Origin of the sequence: Mesorhizobium sp. B2-3-12 (genome assembly GCF_006442205.1) — a bacterium.
Taxonomy (GTDB): Bacteria; Pseudomonadota; Alphaproteobacteria; order Rhizobiales; family Rhizobiaceae; genus Mesorhizobium.
In genome coordinates this window covers 148,891-165,200 of sequence record NZ_VFVR01000001.1, presented here as the reverse complement: position 1 = coordinate 165,200, position 16,310 = coordinate 148,891, and the positions used below count along the sequence as shown (strand labels likewise).

Annotated in this window: 14 protein-coding genes; 12 read left to right on the top strand and 2 right to left on the bottom strand. The window is 62.9% G+C overall.

The window, feature by feature from the left end:
• Positions 1-199 precede the first annotated feature (199 nt).
• The 3 genes from FJ948_RS00920 (at position 200) to FJ948_RS00910 (ending at position 3,653) form a co-directional block, all read left to right on the top strand.
• The gene (locus FJ948_RS00920) at positions 200-1,330 is read left to right on the top strand and encodes a L,D-transpeptidase (protein ID WP_140702168.1); all 1,131 of its coding nucleotides are present in this window, start codon (positions 200-202) and stop codon (positions 1,328-1,330) included.
• Positions 1,331-1,467: 137 nt separating this feature from the next.
• Positions 1,468-3,105, top strand: coding sequence for a CTP synthase (locus FJ948_RS00915; RefSeq protein WP_140701320.1), 1,638 nt, complete (start codon positions 1,468-1,470; stop codon positions 3,103-3,105).
• An 8-nt stretch (positions 3,106-3,113) separates the two neighbouring features.
• The gene (locus tag FJ948_RS00910) at positions 3,114-3,653 is read left to right on the top strand and encodes a DUF1697 domain-containing protein (protein WP_140701318.1); all 540 of its coding nucleotides are present in this window, start codon (positions 3,114-3,116) and stop codon (positions 3,651-3,653) included.
• Positions 3,654-3,688: 35 nt separating this feature from the next.
• On the opposite strand, the gene FJ948_RS00905 is transcribed toward FJ948_RS00910, so the two are convergent.
• Together FJ948_RS00905 and FJ948_RS00900 are read right to left on the bottom strand one after the other, a co-directional pair.
• Entirely contained in the window at positions 3,689-5,146 is a 1,458-nt protein-coding gene (locus FJ948_RS00905) for an NCS1 family nucleobase:cation symporter-1 (protein WP_140701316.1), read from the bottom strand.
• Positions 5,147-5,396: 250 nt separating this feature from the next.
• Entirely contained in the window at positions 5,397-6,299 is a 903-nt protein-coding gene (locus tag FJ948_RS00900; RefSeq protein ID WP_140701314.1) for a LysR substrate-binding domain-containing protein, read from the bottom strand.
• Between the two features lie 261 nt (positions 6,300-6,560).
• Between FJ948_RS00900 and FJ948_RS00895 the strand changes: the two genes are divergently transcribed.
• From FJ948_RS00895 to dusA, 9 genes are all read left to right on the top strand, one after another.
• Positions 6,561-8,075 carry a leucyl aminopeptidase gene (locus tag FJ948_RS00895; RefSeq protein WP_140701312.1) on the top strand — a complete coding sequence of 505 codons (1,515 nt, stop codon included), beginning with the start codon at positions 6,561-6,563 and terminating at the stop codon, positions 8,073-8,075.
• A gap of 39 nt (positions 8,076-8,114) precedes the next feature.
• Complete coding sequence (locus FJ948_RS00890) at positions 8,115-9,020, top strand: proline iminopeptidase-family hydrolase (protein ID WP_140701310.1); 906 nt, start codon at positions 8,115-8,117, stop codon at positions 9,018-9,020.
• An 18-nt stretch (positions 9,021-9,038) separates the two neighbouring features.
• Positions 9,039-10,700, top strand: a complete 1,662-nt coding sequence (locus FJ948_RS00885) for an ABC transporter substrate-binding protein (RefSeq protein WP_140701308.1) — start codon at positions 9,039-9,041, stop codon at positions 10,698-10,700.
• A 61-nt stretch (positions 10,701-10,761) separates the two neighbouring features.
• Entirely contained in the window at positions 10,762-11,757 is a 996-nt protein-coding gene (locus FJ948_RS00880) for an ABC transporter permease (RefSeq protein WP_140702166.1), read from the top strand.
• Entirely contained in the window at positions 11,757-12,728 is a 972-nt protein-coding gene (locus tag FJ948_RS00875) for an ABC transporter permease (RefSeq protein ID WP_140701306.1), read from the top strand. The genes FJ948_RS00880 and FJ948_RS00875 overlap by 1 nt, the downstream gene beginning before the upstream one ends.
• Positions 12,725-13,684: an ABC transporter ATP-binding protein gene (locus tag FJ948_RS00870; RefSeq protein WP_140701304.1), complete on the top strand. Its 960-nt coding sequence runs from the start codon at positions 12,725-12,727 to the stop codon at positions 13,682-13,684. The genes FJ948_RS00875 and FJ948_RS00870 overlap by 4 nt, the downstream gene beginning before the upstream one ends.
• A gap of 8 nt (positions 13,685-13,692) precedes the next feature.
• On the top strand, positions 13,693-14,679 hold the full coding sequence (locus FJ948_RS00865; protein ID WP_140701302.1) for a dipeptide ABC transporter ATP-binding protein: 987 nt from the start codon (positions 13,693-13,695) through the stop codon (positions 14,677-14,679).
• A gap of 140 nt (positions 14,680-14,819) precedes the next feature.
• Entirely contained in the window at positions 14,820-15,122 is a 303-nt protein-coding gene (locus FJ948_RS00860) for a DUF982 domain-containing protein (protein WP_140701300.1), read from the top strand.
• A 193-nt stretch (positions 15,123-15,315) separates the two neighbouring features.
• Entirely contained in the window at positions 15,316-16,308 is a 993-nt protein-coding gene (dusA, locus tag FJ948_RS00855) for a tRNA dihydrouridine(20/20a) synthase DusA (protein ID WP_140701298.1), read from the top strand.
• Positions 16,309-16,310 lie beyond the last annotated feature (2 nt).

The window sequence follows — 16,310 nt, the reverse complement described above, 5'->3', positions numbered from 1 at the left end:
CAAGCCGCGATATGTGATCGTTTGAACACAGTCGCGGCAAATGCGGCGCGATCACGAAGATTCGACGGGGGCTGTTGCGGCCCCGCGCTTGAGGGATCCGCGCTTATTCGACTATAGATTGCACGCGGCATTTTCGGTGTCCTTGGGGGACGCCGGGCGACGCCGTGGGCAACAAGCATTGAACGATCGGATCTTCGCCATGCAGCTTCGCAGCTTCATTTTCCTGGGACTTTGCGCCGCAATCGGCCTGAGTTCCCCGGCCTTCGCCGTCATGCCGGCAAACATGGCCGCACAACAGTCGGTGTCGCTTGAAAAAACCGACGCCATCCCCGTCGCAGCCAAAAGCGATGCGGCGCAGTTGAAGCTTCTCAAGAAGAAGAAAAGCCCAACGCCGGACGATCTCGCTCAGATCAAGAAGATCGAGGCCAAGATCGCCGCCGACAAGGAAGATGCAAAGGCCAAGGCACTTGAAGCCAGGAAGATGGCGATGCGTGAGGCCGCGAAGGCCAGGGCTGACGCGGATCGTCAGGCCTTCCTGGCCCAGAAAGGCAAGAGCGCTCCGGCAACCGAAGTGGCCGAGGCCAAGCCAGCCAAGAAGACCACCAAGATCATCGAGCCCGTGACGCCGGTGGCGCCGATCCAATCGGCCGAGCCTATCCCCGCCGAGGCGATGAACGTCGCCTTGACCGGCAACAATGGCGAGTTGCGCAGCGAGGTCGTCGGCGGCCAGACGCAGCCCAGCGGCGGCATTTTCGCCGGCCTGTTCGGCGGCGCCTCGTCAGGATCGTCGATCAGCTATCTGCCGGAGACACGCGCGCTCGACTCCGCCCTTGCCCAGAGGAACGCCAAGAAGCCGTTCAAGGTGAAGCCGGAATTCGTACCGCAGGACGTGGAATTCACTGGCTATGATGCCGGCACGATCGTCATCGACACCAGCGCTCGCCGCCTCTATCTCGTCGAATCGTCGACCACCGCGCGCCGCTACGCCATCGCCGTCGGCCGCGAAGGCCTGCAGTTCAAGGGCACCGTCGCGGTCGGCGACAAGCAGGAGTGGCCGCGCTGGATCCCGACGCTCGACATGCAGAAGCGCGAGCCCAAGCACTACGGCCAGTACAAGGACGGCATGGCCGGCGGCGGACAGAACCCGCTCGGCGCCCGCGCCATCTACCTCTATGACGGCAAGAAGGACACGCATCTGCGCATCCACGGCACCATCGCGCCGCAGTCGATCGGCACCAGTGCCTCCAATGGCTGCTTCCGGATGATGAACGAGCACGTCATGGATCTCTACAGCCGCGTCCGGGTCGGCACCAAAGTCGTCATCATCTGACGTTTTCATCATCATGCCGAAAGGGCCGGCTCAGCCGGCCCTTTTGTTTTGCCTTGTTCCTGCCCTCGACGCCTTCTTGGGAAAAAGCCTTCGCGGCGGTTTTTTCTCTGGCGGAATCAATCCGGCCGCGTTAAGCGATGACTCCCATGGCGCGATATGTATTCATCACAGGCGGCGTGGTTTCCTCACTCGGAAAAGGCATAGCCGCAGCGGCCCTTGGGGCTCTCTTGCAGGCGCGAGGCTATCGCGCACGCATCAAAAAACTCGATCCCTACCTCAATGTCGATCCCGGCACGATGTCGCCGTACCAGCATGGCGAGGTGTTCGTCACCGATGACGGCGCCGAGACCGATCTCGATCTTGGCCATTACGAGCGCTTCACCGGCCGCTCTGCCAACCAGCAGGACAACATCACCACCGGGCGTATCTACAAGAACATCATCGAGCGCGAGCGGCGCGGCGACTATCTCGGCGCCACCGTCCAGGTCATTCCGCACGTTACCGACGAGATCAAGAACTTCGTTCTCGACGGCAATGACGATTATGATTTCGTGCTGTGCGAGATCGGCGGCACGGTCGGCGACATCGAGGCGATGCCGTTCCTCGAGGCGATCCGCCAGCTCGGCAACGATCTGCCGCGCAACAATGCCGTCTATGTCCACCTGACGCTGATGCCGTATATCCCGACGGCGGGTGAGCTGAAGACCAAACCGACCCAGCATTCGGTCAAGGAACTGCGCGGCATTGGCATTGCGCCCGACATTCTTCTGGTGCGCGCCGACCGCGCCATTCCGAAGGAAGAACGCAGAAAGCTGTCGCTGTTTTGCAATGTCAGGGAAAGCGCCGTCATCCAGGCGCTCGACGTGCCGCATATCTATGACGTGCCCATGGCCTACCACAAGGAAGGCCTGGATTCGGAAGTGCTGGCCGCCTTCGGCATCGATCCGGCGCCCAAGCCGCGCATGGAGCCGTGGCAGGCTGTCTCCAACCGCATCCACAATCCGGAGGGCGAGGTCACAATCGCCATCGTCGGCAAGTATACCGGCCTCAAGGATGCCTACAAATCGCTGATAGAGGCGCTCTCGCATGGCGGGCTGGCCAATCACGTGAAGGTCAAGCTCGACTGGATCGAATCAGAGATCTTCGAAAAGGAGGATCCGACGCCATGGCTGGAGAAGGTGCATGGCATCCTGGTGCCCGGCGGCTTCGGCGAGCGGGGCTCGGAGGGCAAGATCCTGGCGGCGAAATTCGCACGCGAGCGCAAAGTGCCGTATTTCGGCATCTGCTTCGGCATGCAGATGGCCTGCATCGAGGCGGCGCGGTCGCTTGCCGGTGTCGACCATGCCTCGTCGACCGAATTCGGCCCGACCAAGGAACCGGTCGTCGGCCTGATGACCGAATGGCTGAAGGGCAACATGCTGGAGAAACGCCGGGCGACCGGTGATCTCGGCGGCACGATGCGGCTCGGCGCCTATCAGGCCGAGCTCGCCAAGGGCTCGAAGATCGCCGACATCTATGGCGACACCCAGATTTCCGAACGTCACCGGCACCGCTATGAGGTCAATATCGACTACAAGCAGCGGCTCGAGGACTGTGGGCTGGTGTTTGCCGGCATGTCGCCCGACGGTGTGCTGCCGGAGACGGTCGAATACCCCGACCATCCCTGGTTCATCGGCGTGCAGTATCACCCCGAGCTGAAGAGCCGGCCGCTCGATCCGCATCCGCTGTTCGCCAGCTTCATCGAGGCGGCGGTGGAACAGAGCCGCCTGGTCTGACGGCTTCCATGCAAACCTATGTCGCGCTTCTCTACAGCATTATCCTGGGAGAGGGGCGGCGGGTTGTCATGTCGGACCTCAAGGCGATGGCGGAAGGCCTCGGACTGAAGAATGTCCGCACCTTGGTGGCGACCGGCAATCTGGTCTTCGAGAGCGGAAAGACTTCGATCGCCACGCTTGAGAAGCGGCTGGAATCCGCCTTCGAACGCGCCTTCGGCCGCCACGTCGACATCATTGTCCGTAGCGCCGGGGATTGGCTGAAACTCGCAGCCAGCAATCCGTTCCCGGCCGAATCGGTCGATGCCGGCGACCAGGTGGCGGTGCGCGTCATGCGCAAGGCTGTGGCCGAAGATGCGATATCGGAGCTTCGGACCCGTGCCGCCGAGGATGAAAAGGTGCACTTGGTCGGCGGCGACATCTGGGTCGCCTTTTCACGAGAGCGGCCAAGTTCGCGCCTGCTCGCGGCAGCCAACCATAAACGGCTGGGCGTCGGTACCTCGCGCAACTGGAACACGATACGCAAACTGGCCGAAATGGTCGCGACGTAAGGGGGCGGCTCAAGGCCGCCCCGCTATTTGCTCCGTCAGGCCTTCGCCGTCTTGGCGCCGGCACTAACGGCTGCCGTGCGCAGCACGTAGTAGATGACACCGGCGATCGCCACGCCGAAGAACCAGCCATAGACGCCCCACCAGGACGGCAGCCAGTTGGTGAAGTTCGGCAGGATCGAGGAGAAGATGGCGCCGATACCGGCGGCGATGAAGGCGTTGACATGCCAGCCGCCCTGGAAGCGGAATTCACCGTCTTCGCGGTACAGCGCCTCGACATCGACCTCACCTTTGCGGATCAGATAATAATCCACCATCATCACGCCGAAGATCGGCCCCATCGTCGCGCCGATGACGTTGACGAAAGAGGCGGCGCTGCCATCCCACGGCGCGAACGGATAGAGCACGAGCGCGATGACAGCGGCGATATAGCCGCCCTTCTTGAAGTCGATCTGGCGCGGGAAGACGTTGGAGAAGTCGAAGGCCGGCGAGACGAAATTGGCCACGACGTTGATGCCAAGCGTTGCCACCGCGAAGGTAAGTGCGGCCAGCGCGGCCAGGAACCAGCTGTCGAATTTCGCCGAGATCTGGTCGGGGTGCAAAAGCACCTCGTGGTAGACGTCATAGGCGGCGATGGTGGTGACGCCGGCGACAAGCGAGAACAGGATCAGGTTGACCGGCAGGCCCCAGATATTGCCCTTGCGCAGCGCCGCCTGGTCCGGGGCATAGCGGGCGAAGTCGCAGAAGTTGAGATAGAGCGCCGAGAAATAGGTTACCCAAATCGCGGCCACAGCGAACAGCGACGTCCACGAACCCGGCGTTCCCGGCACGCCGGCGTCCTTGGTCTTTTCCAGAAGCACGTCCATCGGAATGTCGCTGGTGAAGGCGAAGGTTCCTGACTTGACGCAGAGATAAATGGCCAGGAGCAGCATCATCACCCAGACGGCAGGCCCGGCCCAATCCTGGAAGCGGCGCACCGTTTCCATGCCTTTCTGGATGATCAGCAACTGCAGCGCCCAGATGACCACGAAGCAGATCACCTCCAGGCCGGAATGGCCGAGGAAATGCGTGTTGGCGTTGAAATCGGCGAACCATTGCGAACGGATGAGCAATGCGACGATGGCGCCGGAGGCGGCGGCCGTCTGCGCGCCGTACCAGAAGCAGGCGACGATGGCGCGCACCAGTGCCGGAATGTTGGCGCCCCAGATGCCGAAGGAAGCGCGGGCGAGCACGGGGTAGGGCACACCGGTCTTCACACCGGCGTAGCCGACCATGTTCATCAGCGCGTAGATGATCAGCGAACCGATGCCGATGGCGATGATGAAGTTGACGAAGCCGCCGCAGAACAGAAACAGGCTGGCGGCGAGGTAGTAGCCCCACAGGCTATGGACGTCCGACGTCCAGACATTGAAGATCGAGAACGGTCCCCAGTTTCGAACCTTGGCCGGAGCGAGGTCTTCATTATACAGGTCAGGCGATGCGCCTTGTATCGTCATTGCAATATCCCCTTCTTGCAGCACGCGCCCTCACGCGTTGACCGCACAGGTTACGCCTGACGCAGGGGAACCGACAAGCAACCGATTTGCCGGCTTTGGGCTTAAAGATATTCAATGCGAACCGCGATTATCAATGGGCCGTGGTGGTGAGCCGCTTTTGAAAAGCGCCTGTCTGTTGATTCGAGTTTCGATCCACGGCTTCAATTCGAGGGAAGGCGCGTTCCCGACTTCCGTCGGCAAGCGCAGCTGCCTAGGCGATGGCCATCACCCGCTTGTGGTCCTCGACTTCGGAAAGCAGCCAATCCTGAAACAGGCCGGTACCCGGCTTGTTGCCGATGCTGCGGCGCTGATGCAGGTAGATGCCGGCCGGATAGGTATGGCGGGCGCTGAACGGGGCGACAAGCTTGCCTTGCTGCAGCAGATCCTGGGCCATCATCGTGTCGGCAAGCGCTATTCCGGCACCATTGATCGCCTCGCGCATGATCAGCGTGCAATCGTCCAGCGTCGTGCTGGATTTCGGCGTCGTGTCCAACACGCCTTCCTGCTCCAGCCAGCGCTTCCATCGCATGCTCTCGCATTCGTGGATCAGGTGGTGGTTGACCAGGTCGGCGGGCGAGCGCAGCGGCATCGGCCCATCGAGCAGCGAGGGCGCGCAGACCGGCGTCAGCACCAGCGGGATCAGCAGCGTCAGGGCCGGGCCGGCCTTGTAGACGAACTCGTCGACGATGGCCAAATCGAAATTGGCCCGCTTGCCCGATGTCGAGATCTCCAGATCCACCGCTGGATGCAACCGGCGAAAATTCGGCAACCGGTCCGCCAGCCAAAGGTTCAGGACAGCGGGCACGCAGAGAACCCGGACACGCTGGGTCCTGCCGTGGCTCGGGCCGTCGATGAGGCTGACATCGTCGGTGGCGCGCCAGATGGCCTCGAACGCCTCGGAGAGGCTGCGTGCATAATACGAGCCTCGAATGGTCGGCGTGATCTGGCGAAAGCCGCGCTCGAACAGGTCCTGGCCGAGATTGCGTTCGAGTGCGCGGATGTGGCGGCTGATGGCCGAGGGCGTCAAATGCAGCTCCTCGGCCGCATCCTTGATGCTTCCGAGACGTGCCGCGGCCTCGAAAGCGCGCATGCCATTGAGTGAGGGTAGAGCCATTGGCCGATCATGAATTGTCAGTTGAGTTTTTGTCAATCGACATGGACAAAATTGGCGTTTGATCGCATGGGTCGTTCAGGGATACCCAAGAGGCAAGAGCAACTAAGTCGTCTCAAGAAAACGACTATTCGGGAACTTCGGCACCATTCCACCAACGGCGGCGACCGGTTTGACCGGCCTGCACCGGTGGCGGGCAAAGCATTGCGCCAATTGCAAGCGATGCCTCGGCCAAGGCCCCGCCAATGAGGAGAATGCCCGCTTATGCCTCAATCGCCAGTGCCGGTCTTTGAAACGGCGGACGAGATTTCCGCGGAAACCTCCGTCGTTGTGATCTTGCAGACTGCCCAGACGGGTTTTGGCCCACGGGCAACGGCACTGGACACGGAAACGGGCGGGATCCTCTCCCGAGCCTGCTCCGATGTGGCCGTCCTGGCTGAAGCCGGCACCTGTATCGATGTCATCGCGCCCCAGGCGGTATCGGCCCGGCGCGTGATTGTCCTGGCCTTGGGCAAGGCCGAGGCCGTCACCGCACTGTCATTGTCGCGCGCCGGCGGTCTGCTGGCCGCGCATCTGGAAGGCAAAGGGGAATGCGCGGCTACCCTGGTCCTGGACCCCATCGCGGGCGTCGATCTGCCCGGCGCCGAAATCATGGCGCGCATCGCACTCGGCATGCGGCTGCGGCGCTATCGTTTCGACATGCGCAACCGGCGCCAGGGAGCAGGGGCCGATCGGACCCTGCGGGTGCAACTGGTCGGAGCCGGCGGTGCGGAGCTGAATTCGGCGCTGGCGCGGATCAATGCCATCGCCGATGGCGTCGAATACGCGCGCACGCTTGTCAACCTGCCGCCAAACCATCTTCATCCCGACAATTTCCACGATCATCTGGAGCCGTTGCGCGAGGCTGGCATCGACGTCGAGATCCTCGATGCGGCGAGGCTCGGGGAACTCGGCATGAACGCCATCCTGGCCGTGGGGTCGGGCTCGGTGCGGCCGCCGCGCGTCGCGGTCCTGCGTTATCGCGGCAAGGGCGCCCCAGCACAGCCATTGGCCTTCGTCGGCAAAGGCGTCTGTTTCGATTCCGGCGGCCTCTGCATCAAGCGCGGCGAGCAGATGTTCGACATGAAGGCCGACATGGGCGGCGCGGCCGCGGTGGTCGGCCTGCTGATCGCACTCGCCCGGCAAGGCAGCCCCGTGCACGTGGTTGGCGTGCTCGGCATTGCCGAGAACATGCCGTCAGGCACCGCGCTCAAGCCGCGCGACATCATCACGACGGCATCCGGGCAGACCGTGGAAGTGTTCGACACGGATGCGGAAGGACGGCTCATTCTGGCCGACTGCCTCTATTACGCCGCCTCGCGCTTCAACCCGTCGGTGATCGTCGACCTCGCCACTCTGACCTATTCCGTCATGCGGGGTCTCGGGTCGGTGTTCGCCGGCCTCTTCAGCACTGACGACGCCATCGCCTCGCGGATGATCGCGGCCGGCGAGAAGGTCGGCGAGCGGTTCTGGCAGCTGCCGCTCGACCGGGCTTACGACGAGGGGCTCCAATCACCCTTCGCGGACCTGCGGCATCACGCCAAGGACATGGAAGATGGCGACGCCCCCTACGCCGCGGCGTTCCTGCGCCACTTCACCGAGGATCGGCCCTGGGTGCATCTCGACATCGCCGGCAAGGAACTGACCGGCAAGGATCAGCCGCTGGGCCGAGAAGGCGCCACGGCATTCGGCGTGCAGATGCTGGAAGAATGGGTTCGAGCGAGCCGGGTTGCAAACTAGGTGGCCAGCGACATGCCTTCAAACATTCAGGAGATCGGAATGTCATCGGAGATCGTCACCAGCGAAGGACGGGCCGGCTTCGGCGACTACGAAACCTGGTATCGGATCAGCGGCGCGCTCGATGCCGGCAAGGCTCCGGTCGTTATCCTGCATGGCGGGCCAGGTGCCGCCCACAATTACGTCGATGCCTACAAGCTTCTTGCCCGAACAGGCCGTGCCGTCATCCATTACGACCAGTTGGGGTGCGGCAATTCCACCTTGCTGCCCGACAAGGGCGCCGATTTCTGGACGCCCAGGCTGTTCATCGACGAACTTGAAAACCTCATCGATCATCTCGGCATCCGTGGCGGCTTCCATGTCCTTGGACAAAGCTGGGGCGGCATGCTGGGTGCCGAATATGGGGTGACGCGGCCGAAGGGCTTGAAGTCGCTGACCATCGCCAATTCACCGGCTTCCATGAAGCTGTGGGTCGAGGAGGCCAGCCGGTTGCGCGCCGACCTGCCTGTGGACGTACAGGAGACGTTGACCCGGCACGAGCAGGCCGGCACGACGGATCATCCGGACTACCAGGCCGCGACGTTGGTGTTTTACGAGCGGCATGTCTGCCGGGTCGTTCCGTTCCCGCGCGAGGTCACGGAGACCTTCGCCCAGGTCGTGCGCAATCCGACCGTGTACAACGTCATGAACGGTCCGAACGAATTTCATGTCATCGGAACGCTGAAGAACTGGAGCATCATCGACCGCTTGCCCGCCATCGATGTTCCCACGCTGATCATCTCCGGCCGCTACGACGAGGCCACGCCGGCGACCGTGCAGCCTTTCGAGGACGGCATCAAGGGATCGCGCTGGCGGATTTTCGAGCATTCCAGCCATATGCCGCATGTCGAAGAGCAGGATCTTTGCATGCGCGTGGTGGGAGACTTCCTGGACGACAACGACAACTGAGAAAAGGGGAACTACAACATGAAGAAACTGCTTCTGGCGGCCTCGGCCGCGGCATTGCTGGCTGGGATGTGGCTGGCGCCGGCGCAGGCCGAATACCTCAAGGAACATCGCGGCGGCACCATTCGGCTGCTGGCCCGCTCGGCGGCGGGAACGCTCGATCCGCACATCAACTACACGGACCAGGGCTGGCAGATGTACCAGCCGATCTATGACGGGCTGGTCGCTTTCCGCAAGGCCGAGGGCATGGACGGCTTCACCATCGTCCCAGACCTGGCCGAGGCGCTGCCCGAGGTGACCAATGACGGCAAGACCTTCACCTTCAAACTGCGCAAGGGAATCAAGTTCTCCGACGGCAAGGATCTCGGCGTGAAAGACGTCGTTGCTTCCTTCCAGCGCATCTTCAAGGTCTCGGGACCGACCTCGGGCACGTTCTATGCCGGCATCGTCGGCGCCGACAAATGCCTCGCCGACACCAAGAGCTGTACGCTGGAAGGCGGCGTCGTCGGCGACGAAGCGGCCGGCACCATCACGTTGAATCTCACCAAGCCGGACGCCGAGATTCTCTACAAGCTTGCCTTGCCGCACGCCGTCGTCCTGCCGGCCGATACGCCAGCGGAAGACATGGGTTCCAAGCCCATTCCCAGCACCGGCGCCTACATGATCTCCGCCTTCGATCCCAACAAGGGCATGACGGTGACCCGCAACCCGAACTTCAAGCAGTGGAGCGAGGAAGCGCAGCCGGACGGTTATCCCGACGTCGTCCAGTATGATTTCGGCCTTTCCGAGGAAGCCGCGGTGACGGCCATCCAGAACGGAGAAGCCGACTGGATGTTCGATGCGCTGCCCAGCGATCGCCTTGGCGAACTCGGCACAAAGGCCATGGACCAGCTCCACATCTCGCCGCTTTCGGCGTGGTGGTATGCGCCGCTCAACAATCGCCTGGCGCCGTTCGACAATGAAAAGGCGCGCCAGGCCGTTGCCTACGCGATCGACCGCAACACGCTGGTCAAGCTGTTCGGCGGCAAGGTGCTCGCCTCGCCGGTCTGCCAGGTCCTGCCTCCGGATTTCCCCGGCCACGAAGACTACTGCCCTTTCACCAAGAACCCCGGCACCAAATGGTCGGCGCCTGACCTCGACAAAGCAAAGCAGTTGGTCGAGGAATCCGGCACCAAGGGCCAGAAGGTGACCATCATCGTCGAGGACACGGCCATTTCCCGGTCGATCGGCGTCTATCTGCAGAGCGTGCTGACCACCATCGGCTATGTCGCCGACGTCAAGCCGATCTCGTCCAACATCCAGTTCACCTACATCCAGAACACCAACAACAAAGTGCAGATGTCCGTCACCCAGTGGTACAAGGACTATCCCGCGGCCTCGGACTTCCTGAACATCCTGTTCAGCTGCGCCTCGTTCCGCGAGGGGTCGGACGCTTCGATCAACATCGCCGGTTTCTGCGACAAGGATATCGACGCCAAGATGCAGAAGGCATTGGATCTCGGCGTTACCGACCAGAAGGCCGCCGACAAGATGTGGGCTGAAATCGACAGGCAGGTCACGGACAAGGCGCCGGCCGTCGGCCTCTTCACCCCGAAGCGACTTGACTTCGTCAGCAAGCGCGTGGGCAATTTCAAGTTCAACCGGCAGTTCAACTGGATGATCACCCAGTCCTGGGTGCAGTAAGGGCCTGGGTGCAGTAACGAACCGCGGAGGGGCACGTCCCGTGTCGAACCAAGTCGCTGCCATGTCGCGCAGGACGCGAGGGCCCTGGGCCGTCGCGTTCGCGAAGCTGGCAAGAAACAGGGCCGCCATGGCGTCCCTGGCCGTGTTCCTCCTCATTGTCCTTGCCTGTTTCAGTGCGCCCCTCTACGCCAACTGGGCAGGAACCGACCCCTTCGCCTCGACGCTCGACGCCGTCATCCAGATCGACGGCGCCGACGTTGCGGTGATGGAACAATCAACGGAGGGACTCGGGCTTGGCTACACGCCGATCGGCCCGACCTGGCGGCTCGGCAATTACTTCCTCGGCGCCGACAGCCAGGGGCGCGATGTCATGGCCCGGATGCTCTATGGCGGGCTGAGTTCGCTGCTGATCTCCGGAGCCGCCACCATCTTCACCTTGATCCTCGGCACGGCGGCGGGATTGGTCGCCGGTTATTTCGGTGGCATCACCGACACGGTGCTGTCGCGCTTCCTGGATGTACTGTGGGCGTTTCCGATCTATCTCCTGGCGATTTCGCTTGCCATCGTCACAATTTCGCAAGGCATTTCGATCGGACCGATCGAAATCGAGTCCGGCAGCCTGTGGCTGCCGGTCATCATCATCGGCATCGTCTACGTGCCTTATGTAGCGCGGCCGATACGCGGGCAGGTTCTGTCGCTGCGCCACAGCGAGTTCGTACTGGCCGCGATCAATCTGGGCGTACCGGGGTGGCGGATTTTGTGGCGCGACATCCTGCCCAACATCACCACCACGCTCATCGTGTTCATACCGCTGATGATGGCGTTGAACATGCTTACCGAATCGGCGCTCTCCTTCCTGTCGATCGGTGTCCAGCCGCCCGCGGCGAGCTGGGGAACCATCATCCAGGACGGGCAGGCGCTGCTTTACACACGGCCGCTGGTGGCGCTGGCGCCTGGCCTGGCGATCGCGATTTCCGTCATGACCCTCAATGTCTTCGGCGACGGGCTGCGTGACGCGCTCGACCCGCGCTCCAAGGTTCGGCTGGGGCGCGACTGATGATCTATGCCATCCTGCGTCGTTTCGGTCAGATGCTGTTCGTGATGTTCGGCATCTCGGTCATCGTCTTCCTGATTTTCTTCGCCACGCCGGGTGCCGACCCCGCCGCACGCATCGCCGGCCGCAATGCCTCGCCCGAAGTGCTGGAAGCGGTTCGTCACAGCTTCGGCTTCGACCGGCCGCTCTACGTGCAATATGTGACGATGATGGAGAAGATCTTCGTCACGGGAGATCTGACCTCCTTCGTCAATCGCGGCTGGAAGGTGGTGCCGGCGGTCATGGATTCGATTCCCGTCACGCTGTCGCTGGTGTTCGGCGCGGCGATCCTGTGGGTGGTTGTCTCCATCGTCATTGGCATCGTTGCCGCCGCCACACGCGACAGTTGGCTGGACAGGCTGCTGATGGCGTTGGGTTTGCTCGGTATTTCCATGCCGGTCTACTGGCTGGGCGAGGTGATGAACCTGATCACCCAGAGCCGCTATCACGACAGCTGGGCCTTCTCCTGGGTGCCGCCGCTCGGCTACAAGAATTTTTCCGACGATCCCAAGGGCTGGTTCCTGACACTGGTCATTCCCTGGATCACGCTGGCCATCCTCTATATCGGCATCTACGGGCGCGTCCTGCGCGCGGCGATCATCGAGTCCCTGCAGGAAGACTATATCCGCACGGCCCGGGCCAAGGGTCTGTCGGAGACTCGCATCCTGCTGCGCCATGCCTTGCGCACGTCGCTCATCGCCTTCGTCACCCTGTTCGGCCTCGATTTCGGCGCGCTGGTGGGCGGCTCGGCGCTTTTGACCGAGGTGGTGTTCGGGCTGCACGGCATCGGCAAGCTCACCTATGACGCGCTGCAGAACCTCGACCTGCCGATGATCATGGCGACGGTGATGTACGCGTCCATGTTCGTGGTGGTCGCAAACGCGGTGGTCGATTTCGTCTACATCCTTCTCGATCCGCGCCTGAGGACATCATGATATTGTCGGTGCGCGATCTCAAAGTATCGTTTCGAACCGATGACGGGCTGGTGCGGGCCATCGACGGCGTTTCCTTCGACCTCGCGGAAAGCGAGATCCTCGGCGTCGTCGGCGAATCCGGCTCGGGCAAGACAGTGTCGCTGCTGGCGGTGATGGGGCTCATCACCGACCCCAACGCCGTCATCGAAGGCTCGATCCGCTACAAGGGCCGCGAATTGGTTGGGCTGCCCCCGCGCGAACTCAGGCGCCTGCGCGGCAACGAGATCGCGATGATCTTCCAGGACCCGATGACGGCGCTGACCCCGGTCTACACGATCGGCTGGCAGATCGCCGAACAGATCCGCGCGCATCGAAACATCAGCAAATCCAAGGCCATGGAGCGGGTTGAGGAACTGCTGGCGGAGGTGAATTTCCCCAACCCGCACGAAGCGATGTCGCGCTACCCGCACCAGCTCTCCGGCGGCATGCGCCAACGGGCGGTGATCGCGATGGCGCTGTCGTGCAACCCGGCGCTGCTGGTGGCGGACGAGCCGACCACCGCGCTCGACGTCACGGTGCAGGCCGGCATTCTCGATCTCGTGCGCAAGCTGCGCGCGACGCACAAATCGGCCGTCGTCTTCATCACGCATGACATGGGCGTGGTCTCCGAACTCGCCGATCGGGTCATGGTCATGTATGCGGGCCGCATCGTCGAACGCGGCAGCCGTACGGCGCTGTTTTCCGACCCGCGGCACCCCTATACCCGTGCATTGCTTGGTTCGATCCCGCCGTTGACCGGTGCAAAACCCCGCCGCCTGCCGGCCATTCCCGGGTCACCGCCATCGCTGCTGCGATTGCCGCAAGGCTGCGCCTTCGGTCCGCGTTGTCCGGTCCGGTACGAACCCTGCCTGACCGGCAAGCCCGATCTTGGCGCCGCCACGCACGCGGCGGCCTGCTACCGGGTGGCACAAGCATGAGCGGGCCGATGACCGACAAAGACCGTCCGATCCTCGAAACACGTTCGCTCGGCAAACGCTTCTCGATCGGCACCCGTTTTTCCGCCGAAGGCAGGCGAACCGTCCATGCGGTCGACAATGTCTCGCTGACGGTGCGGCGCGGCGAAACCGTCGGGTTGGTGGGCGAGTCCGGATGTGGCAAGTCCACGCTGGCGCGCTGCCTGGTCAGGCTCTACGAGATTTCGGATGGTGAGCTTCTGTTCGAAGGCGATGACATCACCTCGAAGTCGCTGTCTGAACTGCGGCCGTTGCGGCGGCGCCTGCAAATGGTGTTTCAGGACCCGTCGGCCTCGCTCAATCCGCGCCGGCGCGTCGGCGACCTCGTGGCCGAACCGCTGCGCATCCATGGCAAGCTTTCGTCGCGCGAGATCGCCAGCCGCGTCGCGGAACTGTTCGACCTCGTCGGGCTGCTGCCGGACCATGTCATGCGCTACCCCCACGAATTCTCGGGCGGGCAACGCCAGCGTGTCGGCATAGCGCGCGCCATCGCCCTCAATCCCGATCTCGTGGTTCTCGACGAACCGGTCTCCGCGCTCGACGTGTCCGTACAGGCGCAGATCGTCAACCTGCTTGCCGACCTCCAGGAGAAGCTGGACCTGACCTATGTCTTCATCGCTCACGATCTTTCGGTCGTGCGGCAGGTCTCGACCCGCATCGCGGTCATGTATCTCGGCTCGATCGTCGAAGACGGACCGGCGGAGGAGGTGTTTTCGACCCCGGCCCATCCCTACAGCCAGGCATTGATCTCGGCGGTTCCCGTCGTGGAGACGACACCCAGCGGCACGCGCAGGCGCATCATCCTCACGGGCGATGTGCCAAGCCCGCTCGATCCGCCATCCGGTTGCCGGTTCCATCCCCGCTGCCCGATAGCGGCGGAGCGGTGCCGCACGGAGCGGCCAGAGGTGAGGGAATTCAGGCCCGGCCGCAAGGTGGCGTGCCACTTTCCGACGGTGTAGGGCTCATTTCGACCGGCATCGACTGCAGCATCCGGCCGGAAAAATTTCTTCAAAATTCAGTTTTCCGCGTGGAACCAACCGCCGGACAGCACGTTTGATAGGGTTCGATCGAGCGCATCGCGATCGACCGGGAGGAAGCTATGGACTACCTGCATTTCTTTTCGCCCGTGCGGATATCGCGCGGGCAGGGGCATCCTGTGGAAGAGGTGGATAGTGTCGCCGAGGCGATGGTTTTCTTGCGTAAATGGCCGACGGGACGGCGTGGGCCGGTGTATCAGTGTGCGCTGAATTGCTGTTCGGCCGCCCTGTCTGGACAGATGTCGGCGGAGGAAGCCAGAAAGGCGTTCACCGGATTTGCCCGGATCACGCGGCTTCTTGACGACGACATGGCATTGCCGATGGGCGGCAACAGCATGGCGAGCATACACGCGCTGCGGCGGTAAGCGCCGCGCTGCCTTGCAGGGTTGGATCGCGTCCGTTGCGGGCGCGATGGCGGTTGTGTCCGCGCATTCCGGGCAGGCCCTTTGCCGGTAGCCAAGGCCGGGCGGCAGTTTGAATGGGCCAATAAATACGCTACATGTCGCGGCAAGATCCGATCCAGGTGGATGGATCATCGGGATAGCCAATCCGAATAACATGTTGAATGCAAAAATCGCCATTGCGCCGATGATGGATTGGACGGACCGGCATTGCCGGTTCTTCCATCGTCGGCTGACGAGCCATGCGCTGCTCTACACCGAAATGGTGGTGGCCGACGCGGTCATCCACGGCGCGCGCGGGCGGCTGCTTGGCTTCGATGAGGCGGAGCATCCGGTCGCCCTGCAGCTTGGCGGTTCGGATCCGGGAAAACTTGCCGAGGCCGCACGCATCGGCGAATCCTTCGGTTACGATGAGATCAACCTCAACGTCGGCTGCCCGTCCGATCGCGTCCAGTCCGGCACGTTCGGAGCCTGCCTGATGAAGGTGCCCGACCTCGTCGCAACTTGCGTCGCCGCCATGAAGGCGGCGGTGGCGGTGCCGGTCACGGTCAAATGCCGCATCGGCGTCGACGAACAGGATCCGGAGCCGGCGCTCGATGCGCTGGCGAATGGCGTTTTCGATGCCGGCGCCGATGCCTTGTGGGTGCACGCACGCAAGGCGTGGCTGGAAGGGCTGAGCCCCAAGGAAAACCGCGACATCCCGCCGCTCGATTATGACAGGGTCTATCGATTGAAGGCGGGAAATCCGAACGAATTCATCGGTATCAATGGCGGTATTCAGTCGCTTGAAGAGGCGCGCGAGCATCTCGATCATGTCGATGGCGCCATGCTTGGCCGCGCCGCCTACCACACGCCAGGCATTTTGACAGGTGTTGATGCCGCCTTCTACGGAGTGCGGCCGGAAGCGTTCGATTTCGCGGCACTGATCGATGCCATGGCGGACTACGCGGCTCGCCATATCGAACAGGGCGGCAGGCTCGGCCATGTCACCCGCCATATGGTCGGGTTGTTTCACGGACTGCCCGGCGCGCGCCGCTACCGCCAGATCCTGTCCACCGACGCGACCCGGCCCGGCGCCGGGCCGGAGATACTGAAGAGCGCTTTCGTAGCCGTCGAATTCGGTAGGGCGGCAGCCGACGAAGCGGCCTGACC